Below are 20,195 nucleotides of genomic sequence, written 5' to 3' on the forward strand. Positions count from 1 at the left end.
CTATACGTATATCTATTCCCGCGGAGCGGGTACCATATCGCTGCGCGATATGCAAGCGAACACCCGCGCTGCGCGCGGGTGTTGCGCTCCCGCTCCGCGGGAGCGCCTGCGGGACGCTGCGCGTCCCGCTCACCGGCCTTGCTGCGCAAGGCCGGTGATGCTCCGTCCGCTGCGCTCCCGGAGCTACGGGGCCTGCGGCCCCGCGAGGCGGCCTCCGCTGCGCTCCAGCCACCCTGTGGCGCTGCGCGCCACCAAGGCCAGCCCCGCTGCGCGGGGCGGTCAACGGGCCTTCGGCCCGAGCAGCAGCAAAGAGGGGGCTGGTGGTGCAGTAGTCGAAGCAGCCCCCGGTGAGCGGCCCGGCTCTCACGGCGGTGTTCAGGACTGCGGATCGCTGCCCTCGCCAGAGAACGCCGCATACAAGGCTTCGGCATGCACCGCATCCCACTGGCTTATCCGCAGACGCTCCACCCCACCACCGTGCCGGCGCAGCTCGATCTCCTGCCCCTTGTCGAACTCCACCCGCACCCGCGGATTCCTGCACACCGCCACGGCCTCGCCGCGCATCATCTCGAACCAGACACCCCGTATGGCGTACCGGAGGTCATTGCCCCGGTGGCGTAGTACTCGTACCCGGCGGTCGGTCAACAGAAGCGAGGCACGCCGCGGGATCAGGCCCCACAGCGTGCGCCCGTACGTCACCGCACAACCGGCCGTCATCCGCTCACCCTCAGGAACCCACCGGGACAAGCGCTCACGATCCACCGACCACTTCGCCGCTTCCACCGCCATCCCCCCTCGTCTTCCCGTACAAGACTCGGCTGGCCTGCTTGCGCCGTGCAGCCCGGTTGGCGGCTATGAGGCAGATCCACATGAGGACCAGGCCGGCTGCCACCACGATGCGCACCGCACTGTCACCATCGATCACCCGCCACACCAGCAGGCCGATACTCAGGCAGAGCATCGGCCAGTACAACCGCGGTCCCCACCGGTTACCTGGCCTCGTCCATGACGGTGGAACACGAGAATCCGGGCGTTGCTCCATATGCGCCTCCCATCCCTGGTCGCCTTGCCCGCAACTCTGCCGCCAAAGCGGCCTACTCTCCCCCGGTGCAGGCCTGCGGGTCGTCTGGCTTCCGGTCAGATCTGCTGCACCAGCATCCATGTGGCGACCGCCAGGAAGAGCAGCCCCGTCACTCGCTGCATGGCGTATCCCTTACTGGTGGGCTCGGTCGCGTCCGGGTCCTTCACCCATCCCCGCTGCAGGTTCCTATTCATCTTCCACAGCAGTTGCGGACGTACGACTTGAACCAGCCCCATGACCAGCAAGGCACACAAGATCGAGATGAAAACTGGACTGCCGCCGCCGGAGGCGGCCTGCATTACCGCATCACGATTCATGCATCTCCGAATGCCCTGACACCGCCTCAGATAACGGACAACGCCCCCTCGGCGGACTCGCTGCGCTTCTCCGCCATCCCGCGGTCCTTCCGGCTGCGCCTCCAGAAGCATTGGCCCGCTGACGCGGACAGGGCCGGGCTACGAAGCGTGCCCGCGACCGTCGGGCTCAGGCATTCGCGTGGCGTCGGGCGAATGTCTGTCGCGGTGCAGCGTGATGCGCCAGCCTGTCTGCGCCGGCCTGGAGGCGTCGCAGCCACAGGGAGGCCGTGAGCAGCAGGCCGGTGAAGACCGCCGTGAGAAGCACGGAGACCCACATCTGCCGGCTTGCGGGATGCGCCCATCCCGTCCAGATTGCCGCGGCCGCCCACAACAGACTCCTGCCGCATAGAAGGCGCGGACCTGGCGCAGCTGGCGCTCGGCCGGCAAGGACATGAGGTGATCAGTCTTGGGTGCCATGCCGGCCCGTGTACCCCTGTGTGCGTTCCTCAGTGGATTGGGTTCGCCCAAGCCGTCTCGATCACTTTTGTTCTTGCTGCTCGGTGCGGCCTTCGAAGTCACGTCGTACCGCTGCGCCTTGGTCCTCGATCAGCCCGGCATCGTCAGGCAGGTCCAGGACGGCGCCGCAGCGATTGCATAGTTTCCCGTCTTCCGCCGGCGTGCCGCAGGCCTTGCAGAACCGGTTTCCCTGGTCGTTTTCGGTCTTGTGTGTCATGGCTCTCCGGGTCAGGGTGGACAGTGATGGTTGTGGAGTACCCATGGCATCGGCGTTGACTCTCTCGGCGGTCTGCTTCATTTTTGACGTGAGATAGACTCTGGGTTTAGAAGACTCCCGGGTTCTGGGGTCTGTGTGCCGCTGCAAGGTGGTCTTCTGGGTCCGGGAGCGGAGGCGTGAACGGGGTGTCGGCGTGGTGGCGCCGTGGCCCATCGCATGGCGGCTTCATGCTCGTTGCTCGCCTGTGGCAGATGGAATTTTTCGTCCGGCCTTGCAGAAAAGGGTAGATCGGAATGGCTGTGAAGGAACTCCGTCCTCACCAGCGAGAAGCCGTGGAAGCGGTTCTCCGGGCACTCGAATTGCCTGCAAGATCCACTGTGCCGGAGCGGGGGCTGCGGACTCAGGTGATCATGGCGACCGGAACCGGGAAGACCCTCGTCGCCACCCGCAGCGCGGAGGAGCTCCGTGCGGGCCGGGTGCTGGTCCTCGTTCCTTCGCTGGACCTGCTCGCCCAGACCGAGGCCGCGTGGCGCGAGGGAGGCCGTACAGGCCCGATGATCGGCGTCTCGTCCCTGCGCGGTCAGGAGGTGTCCTTCCCCAACACCACAGACGCGGACGAGCTGGTGGAGTGGACTCGCCACCTGGACAAGGTCACCGTGTTCGCCACGTACGCCTCGCTCGGGCTCGGCACGCTGGAACGCGCGCACGCCGCCGGCCTTCCGGGGTGGTCGCTGATCGTCGTGGACGAGGCGCACAGGGTTTCGGGCAGGATCGGCCGGCCGTGGGCGGTCGTCCACGACAACACGCGCATCCCCGCCCTGCGCCGCCTCTACATGACCGCCACTCCCCGGCTGTGGCAGCTGGATGAGGACTCCGAGCAGGGCGCGCCGGGTGAACTGGTGGCGTCGATGGATGACGACCCCAGCTCACCGTTCGGCAGCAGGGCGTTCACGTTGACGCTCTCGGCGGCCATCGACAGGGGAATCTGTGCTCCCTACCAGGTGGTGTGCCTGGACATCACCGACACCCAGCTCCAAGCCGCACAACTCCTGGGCGAGGACGCCCGCTCCGAGCAGGTACGCGGGGCGCGGCTCGCCGCCCTCCAGACCGCCCTGGTGAAAGCCTCTGCGGAAGAGGGCTTCCGGCGCACCCTCGTCTTCCACCACATGGTGAAGGAGGCCGAAGCGTTCGCGGCCGGCCTCCCCCACGTCGCCAAGCGACTGCACGACGCCGACCCGGAGCTGTACCCGAAGACGATCTGGGGCAACTGGCTGTGCGGCGACCACAAGCCCCTCCACCGGCGCCGCGTCCTCGACGAGTTCTCCAAGGGAATCGCTGCTGACGGCACCGTCGTGGTGCGATCCATCGGTTTCGTGTCAGTGCACCACCTGCACAGATACCGGCCCGTGACAGTGGTTCCGCGGCGGTCTCTCACACCCATGGCAGTGACTCCCCGCCTGAAAACAGGCACCGATCAGCATCAACACGACGGAGCCCACTGTCTCTCACACCAGTGTCACCAAACCGAGAGATCGCATCCTGAAGGCCGCCCTACGACAAGCGCGATAATGCAGATGCAGCGGATTTCATGATCCCAGCCACAGGCGGAGCGTCAACGACCTCTACGCAAGGCAATGGAATTCTGGATAACTGCTAGCACGAGGGCGGATGCGCCAATCGCCACCAGGATGGCGGCATCGTTCCAGTCGGGATGACTGCGCCCCTTGAGGGTGACGTATGCAATGGGCACGATGATGAGCGCCCAGCAGGCGGCAAGAGTAATTGCCCAGAAGCGAGCCTGCTTCGCGGTCATCGTTGCAGATTCATCGCGACGCGCTCTCAAATTCCTGTAAAGAAGAGTGAGAGAGCAGAGGATCACAACCCATATCACTGCGTGCACAATGAGCGGATATTCCCAGAATATCGATGCACCTACGAGACCTATAGCTAAGGCTAAGGTTGCACTCGCCCACCACACTTGCGAGTCCTTTTTGCCGACAGTCTTGGACAATGAACTCTCCAACGTATGCAGGGAGGGTGTGAGTGTCCCCCTAGTGGCGGGACGCTCACACCCTGACTATTTCCCTATAGGGCCCTTCCCACGCTCTTTAGGATCGAACCTGCCGCGCCTCCCCCCACTGCACCGAAGGCGCCGCCTACGGCGCACTGAGTGCGATCCATCGGTTTCGTGTCAGTGCACCACCTGCACAGATACCGGCCCGTGACAGTGGTTCCGCGGCGGTCTCTCACACCCATGGCAGTGACTCCCCGCCTGAAAACAGGCACCGATCAGCATCAACACGACGGAGCCCACTGTCTCTCACACCACTGTCACCAAACCGAGAGATCGCAGCGGGCGGTGGGCCGGGCCCGGAAGGTGATCTTGCGGACGTCCTCGCCGGGTTCGAGTGCGCGCAGGCAGGTGTTGACGGCGAGGGTCTTGCCGAAGCCGGCGCCGCCGTGGATGCACATCATGGCGCGGGCGGCGACGGTGTCGGTGATGTTCTCCCGGGCGGTGAGCAGGGCGCGGGTGGTGACCACGGACGCGTCGGGCAGGTCGACGTACTGGTAGGTGGCCGCGGTCACGAGGCGTCTCCGTCTTCGTCGGTGGTGGGAGGTGCGGCCCGCCCGTCGCGGCCGTCCGGGGCGCAAGCGCCATCACGGCCGGACGGGTGCCGGACGGGCGGGCCTGCCGTGGTCAGCGCGGCCAGGGAAGCAGGGGTGCGCCAGTCGGCCGGGGGCGCGGCGGGTGGGATGACGTCCGGCAGCGCAAGCTGCGACAGGCTGGTGCCGGCACTCCGGGCGAGCTCGGAGTGGGCCTGCGCACCGGTCAGTGCGCCGAGCCGCCGAGGGGGCTCGGCCTGGGTGGCGGCGGCGTAGCGCTCCCGCTGGGAAGCTTCGAGATCCTTTTTCAGACGGCGGGCACGGGCGGACCGCGCTCTTCGTACGGCGCGGAGCTGTTCTTCGGTGGCCTGGTCGGCCAGATCCGCAGGACCCAGGTAGCGGCCAGTGGCCGCGTGGTAGACCTCGATGCGGTGGTCGTGGTGGGGCATGAAGCGGATGCGGGCCTGGATCCCGGCCTGCCCGGTCATCCACGGACCCACGTAGTCGCGTTTCTTGAAGCGGATGCCGCGGGTGGTCAGCGTGCGGGTGCCGGCGTCTTCCAGGGTGAACGTCCACAGATCCGCGGCCGGCACGTCCCGCAGCGGGGTGGGATCTTCCTGCCACGCCTCAAGCGGAGTCCGGCCCTGCAACGGCGCGGGACGGTGCTCGGTGTTCCACCACAGCGTCCAATCCAGCAGCCGGGCGGTGAAGTCCTCAAAACTGAGCAGCACCTCGTCCTTGGGACGGGAAGCCCGTTTGCCGGGGCGCGGCTGGCGGGCGTAGCCGGGCAGCGCGGCCAGGAACATGCTCTCCACCGCCCGGTTCAGGCCCTCCACGGTGCCCTTGAGGTGGGGGGTGTAGGCGGGCAGGTCCTCCACCGTCACGTCCAGGAGATCAAACGCAGCGGTCACCGTCCTGGACAGGAAGTCCTTGCCACGGTCCACACGCACCTTCTCCGGCAGGCCGCCGAACGGGCCGTAGGGGTCCTCGCGCAGCACCGCGGAGCGCAGCGCGGCCAGCACCGACTCCCGCGACGGATGCACCGGCGTGACCGCGACGCCGGTGATCGCGTTGGTGGCGCAGTCGGTGAACCAGGTGATCCACGGCCTGCGTGCCCTGCCGTCGACGTCGACCAGCACCGGCGCCTGCATGTGGTCGGTCTCCCACACCTTGTTACGCCAGCCCCGCGGCCGGGCCAGGAACACATCATGCTTGCGGGCCGCCCGCTCGCCACCCGCAAGCCCGGCCCGCTCCCCCGGCGTCAGATCACGGCGGATCGCCCGGTGCAGCGTCGGAATCGACGGAGGCGGATCCCCCTCGCCCCTGGCCGCGCGAGCAGTCAGCTCACGATGAACCGCCGCGACGTTCCCCTTCCACAGCCCCAGCAGAGCCCGGACCTCATCAGTAACCGTGAACCGCCCGGGATACGCAGCCCGCTCCCCCGGCGCCCGAGCCGCGGCCTCGTCCCGCTCCGCGGCCGCCAGCCACCGCCACACCGCACGCTCCCGCACCCCGAGCACGTCCGCCGCCGACCTCACCCGCCCTGTGGTGAGTTTCCCCTCCCGGCGCAGGGCCAGCAGGCGGCGCACCGCCGGTCCCCGCAGCGCCCGAACCGACACAGCCGGCAAAGCCCCACTCGCGTCAATACCTACCCCTTCCGGGGCCGGGTCCTGCTCTCCCTGATCCACACCCCTGAGCACACCAACACCCATCGGCCAGCGGATCAGAACTCACGAAACTGAGACAGCGTCACCCCTCATGCAATAACGCCCTGGAACAGCGACACCCCACGGAAATCTCGCGTCCAGAACAGTGGCCCCAACCCCCTTCAACCACCACTGACCAGCAGCAACACACCCAGGCCCGCTGTCACTCACCCACTGTCCCAAAACCGAGAAATCGCACTATGCGGTTCCGCCATTGTTCCAGGGACGCCACCGCCTGCGGCCGACCGCCGGGGTCTCGCGCCCTCCGGCAGGGGGCCCGTCCTGTTCTCCTCCTGGGCGGGCCCGGCCGAGCACAGCGGCCTGCACGGCCGGCCAGTCCTGCGTGCGCCACCAGCGGAACAGGTCGCTGGAGGCGATCACGGGAAACGGGAGCGCGTCGACGACCCTGCGCTGATACACCTCGGCAGGGCGCTCGGCGGGGTCGAGGCGACGCTGGTGGTTGACGATCAAGGCAGCGCAGGTGACAGGCTGACCGGGCCGTAGCTGCGGCCATTTCTCCAGATGGCGTTGAAGCTGCGAGATCAGTTTCTCCCCCGCTGCCCCCGCGGCGGCCTTCACCTCGACCAGGCAGGTGGACCCATTCAGCACGGCGAGCAGGTCCGCCGACAGGGTGCCGCCCAATTCCTCGTCCAGATCGGTGACGGCAAAGCCGGCGGCACGCAGCACCATGGCCACCGCGTCTTCCAGCTCGCTGCCGCTGCCGTACAGCAGACCGGACCGCACGGGTTCAGCCTCCTGCCGTGCCCGCTCCAGTTCGCCTTCCAGACGGGCCTTGTCCTCCAGGTAGCGGCGCTCCAACCCCTCAAGGGCGCTGCGTGCTTGCGTCTCCGCGGGGGTTTCCAGGGCGGGGTCGGCATGGTGGTGTGAGCGGACCCGGCGCAGTGCGGCCGGTACGTGCTCGGGAAGGGCGCGCTGGACGAGCCAGTCGACCACCTGGTTCCAGTCGACGCCGTCAGGGATCACGTACCAGATCTGCTGGCCGTCGCCGGACGTCCAGCGTGCGACGACGGGCTCGCCCAGGCTATCGACGAGGATCGGCACCAGCTCGCCCTCGGGCTTGTGAACCGTCGTTCCGCGCGAGCCCTCCAAGGCGCTCGCCTGCAAGGTCATCGCCCACCAGGGGGCATCGGCAGGGCGGTTGAGCAGTCTCAGTCCGAGGTCGCGGTCGGCCGCGTCCAGACCGGGAACCAGGGAGACCTCCGCCCCCGCGAGCAGCCGCTTGCCGACGATCGCGCCGGTGAAGTGGCGGAAGTCCACGCGGCCGCCGGGCCGGCCGAAGACCGACCACACGCGGTCATCGTCATCGTCCGCCGTGCCCATCGTCGCGATGATCAGTGCGGGCTCGCCGCGCGAGGCGGCCCCGGACAGGAACCGCTCGAACTCGTCCGCGCCCCGGCTGGCGAAGTGGCTCGGGTTGATGGCCACGGCACAGGTGCTGGTGTCCATACCGAGCCAGCGCGGCGCAGCTCCCAACTCATGCCAGGAGATGTCCGCGTACTTGGACGAAGCCGCGAAGAGCTTGCGCGCGTGGTCGGCGGCCTGCGGATCGAGCTCTTCCATCTGGGCGGGGTCGTGGACAGCGATGTGTACGGGGACGAGTCCGTTGGGACCCGAGGTGTGCGCGGCCATGGCCGAACCGTAGCGGGCCGGTGTGACACCGCTGCCAGGAGGACACAGCCCTGCTCTGGGGGTACGAGACCGGGCCAGGTATCTGGACCGCTGGGCTTCCCCACCCGTTCGGCTGCCTCACTCTCGACGGCCGCACCCACGTCCTATGTCCCTGACACTGGACACCCCCGCCGGGCCGAGTCGGCTCATGGGAGAGACTGAACTGCCCGGCGGCGTGCCCTGTGTCCGGCCGATGCTGCCGCCGCTTGGCAGTCAGGGGCCGGCCGGACCGGCTCATCTGCGCACGACCGGCAGGAGCCGCACGTTGTCATCCGGTGCATCGCCGTCCCGGCACGAGGGGATGCTGTCCTTCTCGGGCCACACGGGAGGGGGCTGATGGGGTACACCGCCGTGCATGCGGGGTGGGGCCGGCTGGATGCGTCGCTGGACGATCTCGGTTGTGGCCGGTCCTGGGCGGACGTCCACCGCGTGAAAGGGCTGGAGCTGGCGTGTCCGGAGTGCCGGGGAAGGGTGTTCGCGCGCATCTCCCCCCACCGCGCCAGGCACTTCTACCACCAGGTGCGGCCGCACGACTGCGCGCTGGCGAACGAGTCGCCGGAGCATCACCTGCTGAAACTGGAGCTGGCCACCGCCGCCCGGGCGGCGGGCTTCAGAGCTGAGCTGGAAGTCGGCAACGAAGCCCGGACCTGGCGTGCCGACGTACTGGTCTTCGACCGGCAGGACCGGCCGTTCATGGCGCTGGAGGCGCAGCTTTCGCCCATGACGCCGCAGGACGCGCGGATGCGGACGGATCGCTACGCGGCGGACGGTGTGGCGGTGTGCTGGGTGGCGATGGAGAGGCGGCCGTGGGAGCGCGGCGTGCCCTCCCTGCGGGTAGCGCCCCCCAGGGTCCGCGGGGACGCGTGGACGGTGCGCCATGGCATGGCGCGCTACACCTGGGCGGCGCCGCGCACGGTGAAGGCGAAGGCGGCGTGGACGCACATCAGCTGTTGTCTGGACGAGGCGGTCCGGTGGATTCTTCAGGGACGGGTCCATGCCCATACCGGCCCGGACGGCACGGTGTGGTGGACCGCCCACTCCTACGTCCACCTGGCCATCGCCCGGGCCCGGCTGGAGGCCGATGCCGAAGCCGTCCAACAGGCGGCTGCGGCCGAGCAACGCCGACGGGCCGCACAGCAGCAGGCCGCTGCCACCGAGCGAGCCCGACTGGCCGCCGAGCAGCGCAGACTGGCTGCCGAGGACCGTCGGCTGGCCGTCAAGGAAGAGGCGCATGAGGAGCAGCAGGCGGAGCAGGAGCGGCTGACGGACTTCTTCGAGCACGCGGGCATCAAGGCCGGGCTGTGGCCCGCGTTCATGCAGTTGGTCTGCTCCGCCTCCGGCAAGGCCGTCACATGCGGCGACCAGAGCCCCGCCCATGGCAACGGGCTGCTCCTCTACAGCCGTCCGCGCAAGGGGGCCGGGTTCCAGCTGGCCGGTGTGGTGTGCCCGGACCCCTTAGCGCTCGCCGAGTGGCCTGCGGACCTGACCATCCTGGTCCCCGGCCGGGCCTGGCTGTTGCGTATCGAGGCAGCCGCCCAAAGCCCGCTGAAGGTCGCCGTCTTGGATCCGGCCACCAAGCAGTGCACCTACGAACGGGTCGGCCCCCGGACCGCGACGCTGACGTGAAACGCATCAGGTCCCGGCGGGTGAGCGCCTATCGACGGCAGAGGAGGTGTCGGGGGCCCGGTGCCGGTGATGGCGCTACTCGGTCGAGTGAACGTGCCATGGCGCGGGAACTTGCAGGCGCACGGACGCGTCGTGCCGGGCATGAAGCCGATCAGCGAAGCGCACGTGGCGCAGCCGGGCCTGGCCGTCGTCGACGTCGCAGCGTGCGACGACCAGACCGCGTTCGCCGTTCAGGCGCTGTTTGCCGGGCGCTGGGCGACCGCGTCGGCCGACCGCACGATTCGAGTGCCGGGCGAGCCGGGTGTACGGCTGCGCTGCTACCTCGATGTCCGCCAGGAGCTCGGATCACAGCTGTAAGGCCCGAAGCCGGCTGCGGGGACCTTCGCCGCGTCTCGACGGTTCAGCTGCTTACGTGGCTGGCTCGTACTCGACGTGCTGCGCCGGGCAGTTGCCGGCCAGTTCGTGCAGGGCCGCCAGCTCGAGTTCGTCCGCGGTCAGGCTCCAGCGGAGTTTGGTGGCCACCCACTCAGCGGCGTAGCGACAGTGGGCGTCGGCCGCGGGCGGGAGCCACTGGGCCGGGTCCTGGTCGGCTTTGCTGCGGTTGGAACGGGCGGTGACCGCGACCAGCGATGCCTCCTGGCCCTGGTCGTTGGCGTAGGCCTCGCGGCGCTGCGCGCTCCAGGCCGATGCTCCACTGTCCCAGGCTTCGGCGAGGGGCACCATATGGTCGATGTCCAGGCCGGATGCCGACTCCCCGGTGACGCCGTCGTAGTAGGAGAACCAGCTCCCGCCCTCGATGCGGCAGTTCGCTCCGATGGTCGGTGCTTGGACGGCTTCGTGGATGAGGACCTCGGCGCGGGTGTGGCAGCCGTCGGTCGGGGTGTCGCCGGCATTCCAGTGGCGGAAGCTCTCACGGGTGTAGCCCTCACGCGACTCCGTACCCACAGAGAGTCTGTCGACCGCTTCCGTCAGGGGCAGCGTCTCTGCAGCGTGGGCGGGTGAGGAGACGGTGGCGGACAGGATGACGAGAGCAGCGGCGAGGCCGCGCAGCACGGACTTGACCATGCACCTGTGATAGCGACACAGGGCGGGGCGCAGTCAGCACTTTCCTTGGGGCGCCGCCCGTGTGAGTGGAATGGTCATACCGGCGCGGGGGCGGTGTCTGCACCGCACAGGACCTGCGTAGCGGCACAGGGGGTCGAGGACTGTGCCGCGAGCGCGACGCGACCTGGGCGCGGCCACTACGCCGCGCACACCGCTGTGTTGGCCGACTCCCCTGCTCCGGGCCACGGCCGCCAGTGAGTCCGGCCAGGAGGGGGCTTGGTTGGGACTATTTACGCATTGGCGGTGGCCGCCAGCCCGCCATCAACAGGCCGTCAGGTAGCGGAGCGTGGTGTTCGGCTGAGCCGGTGCAGGGTGCGGCAATGGAGGTCGCTTTCGACGCCAATGCCCAGGTGAGCGAAGAGGGGATCCTGTTTCTGGAGTGCGACTGCGGCGCGGGCAGTGTCTTCCGTGTCGGGGTAGATCCACAGGCTGACGCGGCCGGTGTCCGCGTGGGCGGCGATGTCTACGAAGGTCTGGCGTTCGTGGCTGGTCTGTGGTGTGTAGCGGACTGCCAGTTCGAAGCGTGCGGGAGTGCGGCCGTACAGCAGGAGCAGGATGTGCTTGTGGTCGGGTGTGACTTTCCACCGGGCGTCGATGGTGGTCCCGCTGGTCTGGATGCCGGTGGTGAGGTCGAGGGAGGCTTCGGTGTAGGCCTCGTCGAGTCCTTCTACGGCGTCCCGGGCGACGGGCTGCATCAGCATCAACTCTGGTCCCACGCGGACCGTGAGGGGGAAGGCCTCGGCGTCGATGGTCACCATCTCGTCGGTCATGGGCGCAGTTTAGACCGGGTTCTGGGGATGACCTGGGGCTCAAGTGGGGCCAACTTTCTGGCTTTCGTCCAGGGCAGGCATGGGTCGAGGCCGCCGCTGACTTCGGTCGCCCGGCACGAAGGGCTTCGCTCCGCCGGAGGCGGGCGCGGTGGGCGACGGTGCTGCGCGCAGCGCGTTTTCGAGGTGCCCGTGCCTGGCGGCTTCGTCTTTCGGTGCTGTGTCAGTGCCGCTGCCACACTGCCGGCCATGTCGCTCGCTGATCTCACTCTCGACCTGTGGCGGACCTTCGACGAGGTCACCGCCCGGCGGACCGCCCAGAATGTCGCTGACCACGTGGGCGGCCGGCTCTCACGCGTCGAGGCCACCGAATACCTCGGCGCCCCGCTGTACCGTGTCCGGGTCGTGCGGGACGGGCAGGAGTTCGCCCTGATACCTGGAGGCCGGGTGTCCCTGGGCTTCGACCTCGACACCTGGTGCTGCTACTCCTGCTGGACAAACGGCAGCAGGAGTAGCACCTGAGTTCGCTCGCGCAGGTGCCGCTGGCCATGTGGCTGTGGTGGGACGGCTACGTACCCACCCGGCAGGCGCAGCGGGCGTGGACGACGTGGGTCGGGCGCGGCAGGCGCAACCAGGAGGTGGCCCGCGAGGGCGCCCTCGGCCTGCTGGAACAGGTCGGACATCAGCTGGCCACGCCGACCGCGCGGGCCCGGTTCGTGCGGATCATCACCTAGCTAGGCAACGGCAAGGCCCTGACGGTGCGCGGGCGAGCCGAGCTGCTGGACACCGTGCGGGACGTGATGGAACCGGACACCGTCTTCGCCGCCAGTGGTCTCGTCCGCGCGCTCGGCCCCGCGCAGACACCGATGACCGTCGAGGCCGTCGTACCCCACATCGAGGCCCTGTCGGCTGCGCTGGGCCGCACCCTGAACGGGAAGGTGGACGCCCCGCTGCTGGAACGGGCCCGGGCCGTCCACCGTGCCTCCATGGCCGACTACCTCGCCGAGCGCGGTGACCTCGCGGCCGAGGCCGGATACCTGGCCGACCTCTTCCGCGAGCCCACTCTCCAGGAGCAGTTCGACCAGGCCGGACGCCAGCTTCTGCTCGTTCTCGGCATGGAACTGATCCACCGCCGGCCCCAGGCGCACCCGGTGTGACGGCGGGCTGCGGGGCGGGCCGCCCGGGGCGCGCTGCTCTCAGACACGCGGCCGCTCGGCCGGATTGCTCAGCCTGTGCGGTGCAGCCGTGGGGGCCGCCGGAAGAGCCGAGGCGGCTGTCGCCGGGAGCCCCCGTCTTGAGCGGCCTGCGATCAAGACAGGCATCTTGCGTCCGTCGATCAACGTAGTTCGTTTCCTAGGACACGGTTTCCCGTTTCGCGCTAGGCGATGGGGAGTTGGGCGTAGAAGCGTGGGCCGCTGGCAGTGGTTGCCAGCGGCGCACCCGCTCCAGGCTAGACGGTACTGGCATGTTTCACCCCTTGGACCCGGGGAGCGCAGTACACGCAAGGCATGCAGCGGGTCTACCGGCACGCTCTGCGTGAGGGGCGGATCAGCCCGGAGGTGTACCGCGTGCTGTCGGGCACCGTCGGCGCCCAGGAGATGCACGACCTTCTCGGGGTTCCCGCGCACCGGTTGTGGGCGGCCGCGGTCCATCAGCAGGTGCTGCTGTCCGGACCGGGCGCGAACGCCATGAACCGGCTGGTCAAGCAGGAGTTCGGGATGGCCAAGGCCGACCGGCAGCGCATCAGCGAGCGGCTGGCGCCGATGACGCTGTCTGCCTATCGCAGCCAGGAAGGCATCGAGCAGGCGCTGCGGGCCTTCGGCAATGGCGGCACGATCACCGACCGCGTGTGGAAGCAGCCGTGGAACCTGACCCGAGGCAGCGAGGTGTCCGAGGTCCTCGACGACATCCTCGACCGTGCCCTGGCCGGCGAGGCTAGCGCGGTGGCGGAGCTGACCGTGCTCGGCGGGACCGCCGCGATCCTCGATGGCTACATCACCCGGGACCGCGGCTCGAAGGAGGGCATCGACCGCGGCAGTGGCAGTGCGCCTTTCCGGACGACGCCGGTGAACCTGCTCGACGTGCTGTCGAAGACCGCTGGCGGGCTGCGGATGCTGCACTCCATCGCCCGTGCCCACGTCGCCGCGGACCCGGCTGTCCTGCCCAAGCAGTTCCACACCCAGGACCGCGAGATCGACGGGCAGCTCGTTCGGGACGGCGAGCGCGTGCTCGACAAGGCCGGCGAGCAGGTCATCATCGACTACGAGTGGGACCTCGTCTACGCCGCCGACCCGGCCAGGGCCCTGGCCACCATCGCCAAAAACAGCCGCGAGCCGCTTGAGACTGAGGCGGAGGACGTGCGCCAGCGCCGACTGCTCGCGAGCGGCGTCGTCTCCGCGCTCGAGGCCGCGCGAGCGCTCGCCCGCATGCACAAGAGCCGCGGTCCGGGGGTGTTCGGCCACGTCGACACCGTCGACGAGCTGCGCGAGCAGCTGAGGCAGGCCGAGGAGATCCTCCTGCGCTTCGGGCCGTCCCGGACCTCCTTCCTCCTCGACGAGGACGAGGAGGGCGGAGAGTGAGCGCCGGCTTCCTGCGGCTAAAGGGTGCGGTGGCCGGTGGCCGCACGTCCGGCCGCGACGTTGGGCTGTCGTCGGTATCGGTGGACTCGGCCGGTCCGGTGGCGGGACACCGCCGGGGCGCGGTGTCCCAGGAACGCCGCTTTGAGTCGCTGCTCGAGGCCCATACAGAGGGGTGGGGCCGGTGAGCGCGCCTGTCTCGCAGCAGTCCCGCTTCGGCGGGATCCGGCCGGCGGCCGTAAGCGTGGTCAGCGGCAGCGCGGTCGTCACGGCCCTGACGATGGCCAACGCCCCCTGGCAAGCCGTGGTTCTGACCGTGCTGGCCACGCTCGTGGTCTCGCTCGTTCTCGGCCTGGCCAAGATCGTGGTACCCGATGAGTCCGAGCACAAGCGGGACCTGCTGCTCGCCTACTTCCGCTACCTCGAGCGCCGGGCCAAACATCGCGAGCGCCGGGCTGAACTGCGTAAGCGCCGACGGCAGCAGAGAGAAGGCCTGAATCCGCAGGAGCAGCGCGACCGGGCCACTGGAGGTGATCGCGCACTTCCGTGATCAGCTGCCGGAGGTCGGCCCGGCTGTCGACTTAGTCGGCCGGGCCACCGCCGCCTGATGCCGGTGGCCCGGCTTCCGGCTCAAGCACGTCTCGCGTACCAACCGTGTACGGAAGGCGTGCCCCCGCCCGGACACGAGGCGCCTGCGAGGGCGGTCTTCCGCGCGTGGGCGGGGCTACCAAAGCGTGCTGCCGTACGGACACGTTTCCTCTACCTGCGGTAGAGGTGCGCGGTAGAGTGAGGAACATGGCAGCAGACGAGACGAGCATCAAGGTGAGCGCGGCCGCGCGGGACCGGCTGGCGCGGTTGGCGGCCGAGCACGGCACGACCATCCGCAGCCTGGTCGAGGAGCTGGCGCAGAGCACGCCGACGCAAGCCGAATACGCCGAGCGTGCCGAGTTGGCCCGCGCCGAGCTCACCTCCGCCCTCGGCGGCGCGCCGAGTCCGGAGGCGGAAGCGAAGGCCCGTGCGCTGCTGGAGCGCCTGGGCGGGGCGCGGCACGGCTCGCAGACGGCCGCGTAGTGGCGGCGATCGCGGTCGTCCTGGACCACACGACCGCCGCCGCGTTGTACGACCCGAAGGATCCGTTCAACGAGGCGGTCGCCGCGTTCTACGTGCAGGCCTCCGGCGGACTCGGTGATCTGTATGCGCCGGTGCTGTCGCTGACGGCCGGTGACGCCGAGCGGCCCGGCCTGCTCGGCTACATCAAGGGGCTGCGGTTCATCCGGATCGAGGCGTTCGACACCGACGCCGCGGTCACCGCCACCGAACTGCTGCGGTTCGGGCACTCCTGGGCCGCCGTCCACGCCATCCACGCCGCCCGCCCCTCCCCCGCCCACCCCAGTGGACGGTACCTGCTCACCCTCACCCCCAAGGCATACGCGGGCACCGGCGTTCAAGCCGTCCACCCCGACCAGTAGCCGTCCGCCGCCCCGGCGGCAGAAGACGGTCGCCCCCGCCTGCCCCCGCGATGGGCCTGGTGCTGTTTCGCCGGGAGCGGCACCGCTCGCACAAGGGCGGGTGGGTCTTTTGTTCTGATGTGCCCGGCCGCGAGGCTGAGGTGTTTTCCGGAGGAACTGTGCAGTTCATCGTCCTGCCCGTCCGCGGGCGGCCCGTCTCCCCCGTGCCGGGGCAGGCCTTCCTGGTTCGGAACGACTGGGATGACTACAGCTTCAAGACGACCTTCCTGCTGCTCTGCGTCGGTCCGGGCGGCGAGATCAGGGAGATCGGCGGGGTCAAGATCGGCCGATTCGGCATGACGGGGCCGGCCAGGACGCCGCTGCCAGAGGACTTCGAGACCCTGGACGGGGCCTTCTTCTCGCTCGGGCTGCGGGACACCTACTACGAACGGCTGCGTGAGCTGGGTCCCGATCTGCAGCGCACCGTGCTGCGGGCTCTCAACGATGTCTCCTTCGATCTGGATCTCTTCTCCCGTGCCCGCACCGAGAGCGTGATGGGCACGTCCCTGCTCCGGTCCGTTTCCGTCGATACCGTCGTCGGCCGTTTCAGGGGCAGCGACATACCCGCAGGGCCGCCGGCGGCCATCACCGACGTCACCCGGCGGCACTTGTTCGACGCGCTGCGCAGCACGGGGGCGAGCTGGTCGGGCAGCCTGGACGAGGTCACCTTCCTGCGCAGGCTGTACGACTTGGACGGCCTGAAGAGCCATGACCCGCGGTTCACCACGGCCGAGCGCGACATCGTCCAGCACCGCTACAACAACCCCGAGGACTGGGAAGACGACTGGGTCTTCGGCGACGACCGCTTCGGGCTCGCCGACGGCTCCGACGAGGTCCTGCTCCGCTTCCTCGCGGAAATGCTGCACCCCGCCGTGCGGACGGACCCCGTCGAGGTCCAACGACTGCGGGCTGTGGTCAATGATCGTCTGGCACCCGACGGCTACGAGCTCGCCGAGGTTCGCACGGTCAGCGGCTACCCGGTGTACGAGGCCCGCCGGATACCGGCACGCCCCGGCACCCCCCACCCTGCTCCCGCAGCCGCCCCGCCGGCCGCACCATCCGGCCAGGACGCCTACGCCGCGGTCCGCCGCGCCGCTCGCGGCGAGCGCAAGGACTACGCCTGCACGCGTGAACCGGTCCCGGATGGAGGCCAGGCGGACGTGTTCGAGGCGACCCACAAGACCCTCGGCACGACCGTCGCGTTGAAGAAGCTGCACAGCAAGTACCCGGTCGAACGCCAAGTGGCGCGCATGCGGCGGGAGATCGAGATCGGTCAGCTACTGGACGGTCTTCCCCACGCCATGCCGATTCTCGACTTCGGCGCCGACCACACCTGGTTCGTGATGCCCTGGGCGGACGCGACCGCCGCACAACGCCACGAGCTGCTGCGGGAACCGGCCGAGCTGCGCGCCCTGGTCAACGCTCTGGCATCGGTGCTGGCCGCCGCGCACGAGCACGGCTGGCTGCACCGCGACATCAAACCGTCGAACATCCTGTATTTCAACGGCCGTTGGACACTCGCCGACTGGGGCATCGTCCGCCGGCCGCGCGGCCAGACCACCAAGGTAGGGCGCACCGGCCTCTACATCGGCACCGAGGGCTTCGCCGCACCGGAACTGTCCGGAACGCCGCACGAGGCCACGGCGTCCAGTGACATCTACAGCATCGGCAGAGTCATCGCCTGGGCCCTCACCGGCAAGCTGCCGGAGACCAACCTGCCGCTGATGCCCCCTCCTGGCCCGTGGCGCACCATCGTCCGCGCCACCACCCACCAGGATCCGCAACGCCGCCCCCAGACCGTCAGCGACCTCCTCGCCCTGATCGAGCGCGAGCATGCGGTCATCCCCGAAGACCCCCTCCCGGCCGCCCAGACCCTGCTCCAAGCCGCCGGCACCGGCGACTCGGCCGCCGTCGACACTCTGCTGACCCTGGTCGGCGACCACCCCGAGGACTATGAACTCCACGTCGGCGTACTCGCCCACCTCGACACACGGCAGGCGGGACCGGCCCTCGCACGAGAACCCGCCCAAGCTCACGACCTACTGCGCGCCCTGGCAGAGCACGTCGACGGAGACGACACCCACATCGTGCAGTTCGGCGCAGCTGCGAGGGTCGTGATCTGGCTGTACGGCATCTGCTCCTACGCCGCCGACCACCGCGACTGGGACCTGCTGGAGGACGCCGCCCACACCATGTGCACCTGGGACGGCGCCTGGGACCAGTGGAGCGCCCAGGACAAGATCGTTTCCTGGCTGCGGGCTCTGAAGAGCGAAGCCGCATCTGTCATGGCCGCTGTCCTGCGTGAGCACCCGGAATCCGCCCAGCACTTCAGCCACATCGCCGACGACCGCACCGCCGACCCCCGCATACGCCAGGCATTACGCACCAGCGCGGCCACCTGAAGCGGCCGGTGAGATGTTTCCGAGTCGAGCGGGATCGGCGGCCGGTCTCAAGGTCCAGCCGCCCCTCCGGTGCCGTTGCGGACACCTGGGGTGTCAGGCGGGGCGCGCCTGAGGAGGACGGAATGAGGGCTGAGCCCCTTCATGAGGACGGCAGCGTGATGGCCAGCGCTGCTCTCGGGCCGGCTCCGCTCGCCAGTACAGTCGTGAAGGGCGTCAAGCCACTGGGACTGGATGGGCGCCCCTCACGACCGGTGAAAGACCTCAGTCCTCCGGCTCGCGCGGGACGGAACGGGAGAAGAACTCCTTCGCGACCTGCCCGTCGAGCCCCCCGTTCGTAGTCGCGGACCGCCGCAGCGCTTCGCCCGTCATCTGGGCAGGGATGCCGAGCTGCGTGTCTGCCTCACCCATGATCTCGCCGACGTACCACTGGGCCGAGGTCGGGAAGTGCTGGATGAACCAGCCGAGCATCTTCGCCAAAGGCACCGACAGGATGAGGTCGAAGGCCTTGAGCTGGCCGCCCCGGCGTTCACTGACGCGCAGCGAGGTGGCGAAGTCCTCCAGGACGGCGTGGCGGATGGTCGGTCCGAGGGCGTCGGTCGGGATGATCCGCCTGAGGCTGTCGGCGACCTCGAAGGCCAGTTGGTCGGCCACCTCCCGCACGGACGGCTCGTTGCGATGGCGCAGGGCCCAGCGCTTTCGGATGTCCGGGCGCTTCCACAGGAAGCTGAAGAAGGTCTCGCTGAAACGGTCGCGGATCTGGGCCGCCCCCGGAGCAAGATGGTGCCGGTCACCGGCCGACATGGCATCCCTCAGCCCCTCGGAGGAGCGGCGCCGGGCCTCCGTCCAGTCCTCGGCGACCGGGCGTGACCACTGGGCCCGTCCGCCGACGGTCGCTTGGGGCAGCGGCACGTCGTTCTCGCCTCGGGAGATGTAACCCCGCAGTGTGGAGGCCGTGATGCCGCCCAGTTCGGCCATCTCGGGCACGCCGAGCAGCCGGTCCCCGGCGAGTTCGGGACTGGCCAGGTCGACGACGCACTTCTCCAGCGGCAGGGGATCGTCCTGTTTCTGGTGGTGCTGCGCCCACCGGGTCAGGTCATCGAGCCAGTCCTTGGGCGCCGCGGTGGCCGGGTCGAACGTGGCGACCTTGTGCACGTGCGCGCGGTCCGGGTGGGCGCGGCCGTCGAGCATGTCGTTGGCGTGGACGGTGGCCGTGGCGCGGGCTGTGTGGCGTGCGTAGTCCTCGGTGACCGGGTCCCAGATCTGGCCGGGCCGGTACCAGGCGTCGCCGTCCCACCAGTAGCCGCCGGCCCGGAAGAGCAGCGGCGCCCCCGTCCAGTAGGTGTGCAGGCTGGCGGTGTCCTGGTCGCGCAGCAGGAGCACGGTGCGGCCGTGCTCGGGGTGGTGGCGGACGGCCCAGCCCAGGTGATGGGCGATCGGGTCGGTGGTGAAGGCCAGCCATCCTCCTTCGCGGGAGGTGTCGCACCGGCCCCACATGCCTTCGCCTTTGTTGCGGCCGACTGCCTCGATCGCGTCGGGGCCGTCGTCGAGCGGCAGGTGCGAGTCGTCGACGAACGGCAGGCCGGGGACCGGGTGGTCCGTCCGCAGCCCGTTGGCGAGCGGACGAATGTCGTAGACCAAGGACTTCCCCTTCTCCATTTAGCGCTGTAGTTGGCTACAACACTTTCGATGCCCATTGGTACACCACTTGCAAACACCTCGATACAGCGTTTTCAAGTCAACATTGCGCAGCGGGCGTTGGGACGGCCTCCGGGTCACGCCGGAGGGGCAGAACGCTGCCGTGCCGCAGCCGTTGTCCCCATGGCTCCCTCCCGCCTCCATCTGCTCCCCTCGGGGGCGGGCCGGGACAAGCGCCGCCCCGGCGCGACTGCGACAGGCGGGCCGCCGCCGGGGTCTCGAGGCGTTGCGAGTTGCGGAGCGGCTCCGCCATTGGCCTGCGGATGAGCTTCCGGTTCCGGTCCCGGGTGCGGGCGCGATCCGGTTCGGCTGCGGCTCGGGAAGTGCTGACACTGAGCCGCAGTCCGATTGTCAGTGGTCGCATTTACTCTCTCATCGGACATATCGGTCATCGGTTGGGAGGTGGTT

General features: G+C 69.2%; 21 protein-coding genes. 11 read left to right on the forward strand and 10 right to left on the reverse strand.

Translation table 11 applies throughout. From position 1 onward, the window contains the following. Positions 1-375: 375 nt before the first annotated feature. From QQS16_RS00005 to QQS16_RS00020, 3 genes are all read right to left on the reverse strand, one after another. Entirely contained in the window at positions 376-789 is a 414-nt protein-coding gene (locus QQS16_RS00005) for a hypothetical protein (protein WP_286059342.1), read from the reverse strand. Between the two features lie 348 nt (positions 790-1,137). Continuing rightward, entirely contained in the window at positions 1,138-1,398 is a 261-nt protein-coding gene (locus QQS16_RS00010) for a DUF6199 family natural product biosynthesis protein (RefSeq protein ID WP_286059344.1), read from the reverse strand. A 517-nt stretch (positions 1,399-1,915) separates the two neighbouring features. After that, positions 1,916-2,191, reverse strand: coding sequence for a zinc ribbon domain-containing protein (locus QQS16_RS00020; RefSeq protein ID WP_286059346.1), 276 nt, complete (start codon positions 2,189-2,191; stop codon positions 1,916-1,918). Positions 2,192-2,403: 212 nt separating this feature from the next. On the opposite strand from QQS16_RS00020, the gene QQS16_RS00025 reads away from it, so the two are divergent. Beyond that, positions 2,404-3,702: a DEAD/DEAH box helicase family protein gene (locus QQS16_RS00025; protein ID WP_502963736.1), complete on the forward strand. Its 1,299-nt coding sequence runs from the start codon at positions 2,404-2,406 to the stop codon at positions 3,700-3,702. A gap of 20 nt (positions 3,703-3,722) precedes the next feature. On the opposite strand, the gene QQS16_RS00030 is transcribed toward QQS16_RS00025, so the two are convergent. The 4 genes from QQS16_RS00030 to QQS16_RS00045 form a co-directional block, all read right to left on the reverse strand. Then, positions 3,723-3,923 carry a hypothetical protein gene (locus tag QQS16_RS00030; protein WP_286059348.1) on the reverse strand — a complete coding sequence of 67 codons (201 nt, stop codon included), beginning with the start codon at positions 3,921-3,923 and terminating at the stop codon, positions 3,723-3,725. 518 nt (positions 3,924-4,441) lie between these two features. After that, the gene (locus QQS16_RS00035) at positions 4,442-4,696 is read right to left on the reverse strand and encodes a hypothetical protein (protein WP_286059350.1); all 255 of its coding nucleotides are present in this window, start codon (positions 4,694-4,696) and stop codon (positions 4,442-4,444) included. Then, complete coding sequence (locus QQS16_RS00040; RefSeq protein WP_286059351.1) at positions 4,693-6,303, reverse strand: TnsB C-terminal domain-containing protein; 1,611 nt, start codon at positions 6,301-6,303, stop codon at positions 4,693-4,695. Before QQS16_RS00040 ends, QQS16_RS00035 begins: the two co-directional genes overlap by 4 nt. A gap of 315 nt (positions 6,304-6,618) precedes the next feature. Further along, complete coding sequence (locus tag QQS16_RS00045) at positions 6,619-8,070, reverse strand: hypothetical protein (RefSeq protein ID WP_286059352.1); 1,452 nt, start codon at positions 8,068-8,070, stop codon at positions 6,619-6,621. A gap of 375 nt (positions 8,071-8,445) precedes the next feature. On the opposite strand from QQS16_RS00045, the gene QQS16_RS00050 reads away from it, so the two are divergent. Together QQS16_RS00050 and QQS16_RS00055 are read left to right on the forward strand one after the other, a co-directional pair. Then, positions 8,446-9,735 (forward strand): competence protein CoiA, encoded by a 1,290-nt coding sequence (locus tag QQS16_RS00050; RefSeq protein ID WP_286059354.1) that lies wholly within the window; start codon positions 8,446-8,448, stop codon positions 9,733-9,735. 141 nt (positions 9,736-9,876) lie between these two features. Continuing rightward, a complete protein-coding gene (locus tag QQS16_RS00055) occupies positions 9,877-10,092 on the forward strand; it encodes a DUF6207 family protein (protein ID WP_286059356.1) in 216 nt (71 codons plus the stop codon). A 51-nt stretch (positions 10,093-10,143) separates the two neighbouring features. Here the strand turns inward: QQS16_RS00055 and QQS16_RS00060 are convergent, their stop codons facing one another. Both QQS16_RS00060 and QQS16_RS00065 read right to left on the reverse strand, forming a co-directional pair. Next, on the reverse strand, positions 10,144-10,800 hold the full coding sequence (locus QQS16_RS00060) for an HNH endonuclease family protein (protein ID WP_286059358.1): 657 nt from the start codon (positions 10,798-10,800) through the stop codon (positions 10,144-10,146). Between the two features lie 311 nt (positions 10,801-11,111). After that, positions 11,112-11,609, reverse strand: coding sequence for a hypothetical protein (locus tag QQS16_RS00065; protein WP_286059360.1), 498 nt, complete (start codon positions 11,607-11,609; stop codon positions 11,112-11,114). A 246-nt stretch (positions 11,610-11,855) separates the two neighbouring features. Here QQS16_RS00065 and QQS16_RS00070 point away from each other — a divergent pair, with 246 nt between their 5' ends. The 8 genes from QQS16_RS00070 to QQS16_RS00105 all read left to right on the forward strand — a co-directional run bounded on the left by QQS16_RS00070 (position 11,856) and on the right by QQS16_RS00105 (position 18,092). Next, entirely contained in the window at positions 11,856-12,128 is a 273-nt protein-coding gene (locus QQS16_RS00070; RefSeq protein ID WP_286059361.1) for a hypothetical protein, read from the forward strand. Between the two features lie 14 nt (positions 12,129-12,142). Beyond that, on the forward strand, positions 12,143-12,340 hold the full coding sequence (locus QQS16_RS00075) for a hypothetical protein (protein ID WP_286059362.1): 198 nt from the start codon (positions 12,143-12,145) through the stop codon (positions 12,338-12,340). Positions 12,341-12,364: 24 nt separating this feature from the next. Continuing rightward, a complete protein-coding gene (locus tag QQS16_RS00080) occupies positions 12,365-12,763 on the forward strand; it encodes a hypothetical protein (RefSeq protein ID WP_286059364.1) in 399 nt (132 codons plus the stop codon). A 351-nt stretch (positions 12,764-13,114) separates the two neighbouring features. After that, on the forward strand, positions 13,115-14,185 hold the full coding sequence (locus QQS16_RS00085) for a hypothetical protein (protein ID WP_286059366.1): 1,071 nt from the start codon (positions 13,115-13,117) through the stop codon (positions 14,183-14,185). A 181-nt stretch (positions 14,186-14,366) separates the two neighbouring features. Beyond that, positions 14,367-14,732 carry a hypothetical protein gene (locus QQS16_RS00090; protein ID WP_286059367.1) on the forward strand — a complete coding sequence of 122 codons (366 nt, stop codon included), beginning with the start codon at positions 14,367-14,369 and terminating at the stop codon, positions 14,730-14,732. Positions 14,733-14,977: 245 nt separating this feature from the next. Then, positions 14,978-15,253 (forward strand): hypothetical protein, encoded by a 276-nt coding sequence (locus QQS16_RS00095; RefSeq protein ID WP_286059369.1) that lies wholly within the window; start codon positions 14,978-14,980, stop codon positions 15,251-15,253. Next, positions 15,253-15,651, forward strand: coding sequence for a PIN domain-containing protein (locus QQS16_RS00100; RefSeq protein WP_286059371.1), 399 nt, complete (start codon positions 15,253-15,255; stop codon positions 15,649-15,651). The genes QQS16_RS00095 and QQS16_RS00100 overlap by 1 nt, the downstream gene beginning before the upstream one ends. A gap of 158 nt (positions 15,652-15,809) precedes the next feature. Beyond that, on the forward strand, positions 15,810-18,092 hold the full coding sequence (locus tag QQS16_RS00105) for an AbiJ-related protein (RefSeq protein WP_286059373.1): 2,283 nt from the start codon (positions 15,810-15,812) through the stop codon (positions 18,090-18,092). A 261-nt stretch (positions 18,093-18,353) separates the two neighbouring features. On the opposite strand, the gene QQS16_RS00110 is transcribed toward QQS16_RS00105, so the two are convergent. Continuing rightward, positions 18,354-19,730: a helix-turn-helix transcriptional regulator gene (locus QQS16_RS00110; RefSeq protein ID WP_286059375.1), complete on the reverse strand. Its 1,377-nt coding sequence runs from the start codon at positions 19,728-19,730 to the stop codon at positions 18,354-18,356. Positions 19,731-20,195 lie beyond the last annotated feature (465 nt).

The organism is Streptomyces sp. ALI-76-A, from assembly GCF_030287445.1.
Classification (GTDB): Bacteria; Actinomycetota; Actinomycetes; order Streptomycetales; family Streptomycetaceae; genus Streptomyces.

Excerpts from the sequence above, each read along its gene's own strand:
- QQS16_RS00005 (WP_286059342.1), bottom strand. The coding sequence starts at position 789 with ATGGCGGTGGAAGCGGCGAAGTGGTCGGTGGATCGTGAGCGCTTGTCC.
- QQS16_RS00010 (WP_286059344.1), bottom strand. The coding sequence starts at position 1,398 with ATGAATCGTGATGCGGTAATGCAGGCCGCCTCCGGCGGCGGCAGTCCA.
- QQS16_RS00020 (WP_286059346.1), bottom strand. The coding sequence starts at position 2,191 with ATGAAGCAGACCGCCGAGAGAGTCAACGCCGATGCCATGGGTACTCCA.
- QQS16_RS00025 (WP_502963736.1), top strand. The coding sequence starts at position 2,404 with ATGGCTGTGAAGGAACTCCGTCCTCACCAGCGAGAAGCCGTGGAAGCG.
- QQS16_RS00030 (WP_286059348.1), bottom strand. The coding sequence starts at position 3,923 with ATGACCGCGAAGCAGGCTCGCTTCTGGGCAATTACTCTTGCCGCCTGC.
- QQS16_RS00045 (WP_286059352.1), bottom strand. The coding sequence starts at position 8,070 with ATGGCCGCGCACACCTCGGGTCCCAACGGACTCGTCCCCGTACACATC.
- QQS16_RS00050 (WP_286059354.1), top strand. The coding sequence starts at position 8,446 with ATGGGGTACACCGCCGTGCATGCGGGGTGGGGCCGGCTGGATGCGTCG.
- QQS16_RS00055 (WP_286059356.1), top strand. The coding sequence starts at position 9,877 with ATGAAGCCGATCAGCGAAGCGCACGTGGCGCAGCCGGGCCTGGCCGTC.
- QQS16_RS00060 (WP_286059358.1), bottom strand. The coding sequence starts at position 10,800 with ATGGTCAAGTCCGTGCTGCGCGGCCTCGCCGCTGCTCTCGTCATCCTG.
- QQS16_RS00065 (WP_286059360.1), bottom strand. The coding sequence starts at position 11,609 with ATGACCGACGAGATGGTGACCATCGACGCCGAGGCCTTCCCCCTCACG.
- QQS16_RS00070 (WP_286059361.1), top strand. The coding sequence starts at position 11,856 with ATGTCGCTCGCTGATCTCACTCTCGACCTGTGGCGGACCTTCGACGAG.
- QQS16_RS00085 (WP_286059366.1), top strand. The coding sequence starts at position 13,115 with ATGCAGCGGGTCTACCGGCACGCTCTGCGTGAGGGGCGGATCAGCCCG.
- QQS16_RS00095 (WP_286059369.1), top strand. The coding sequence starts at position 14,978 with ATGGCAGCAGACGAGACGAGCATCAAGGTGAGCGCGGCCGCGCGGGAC.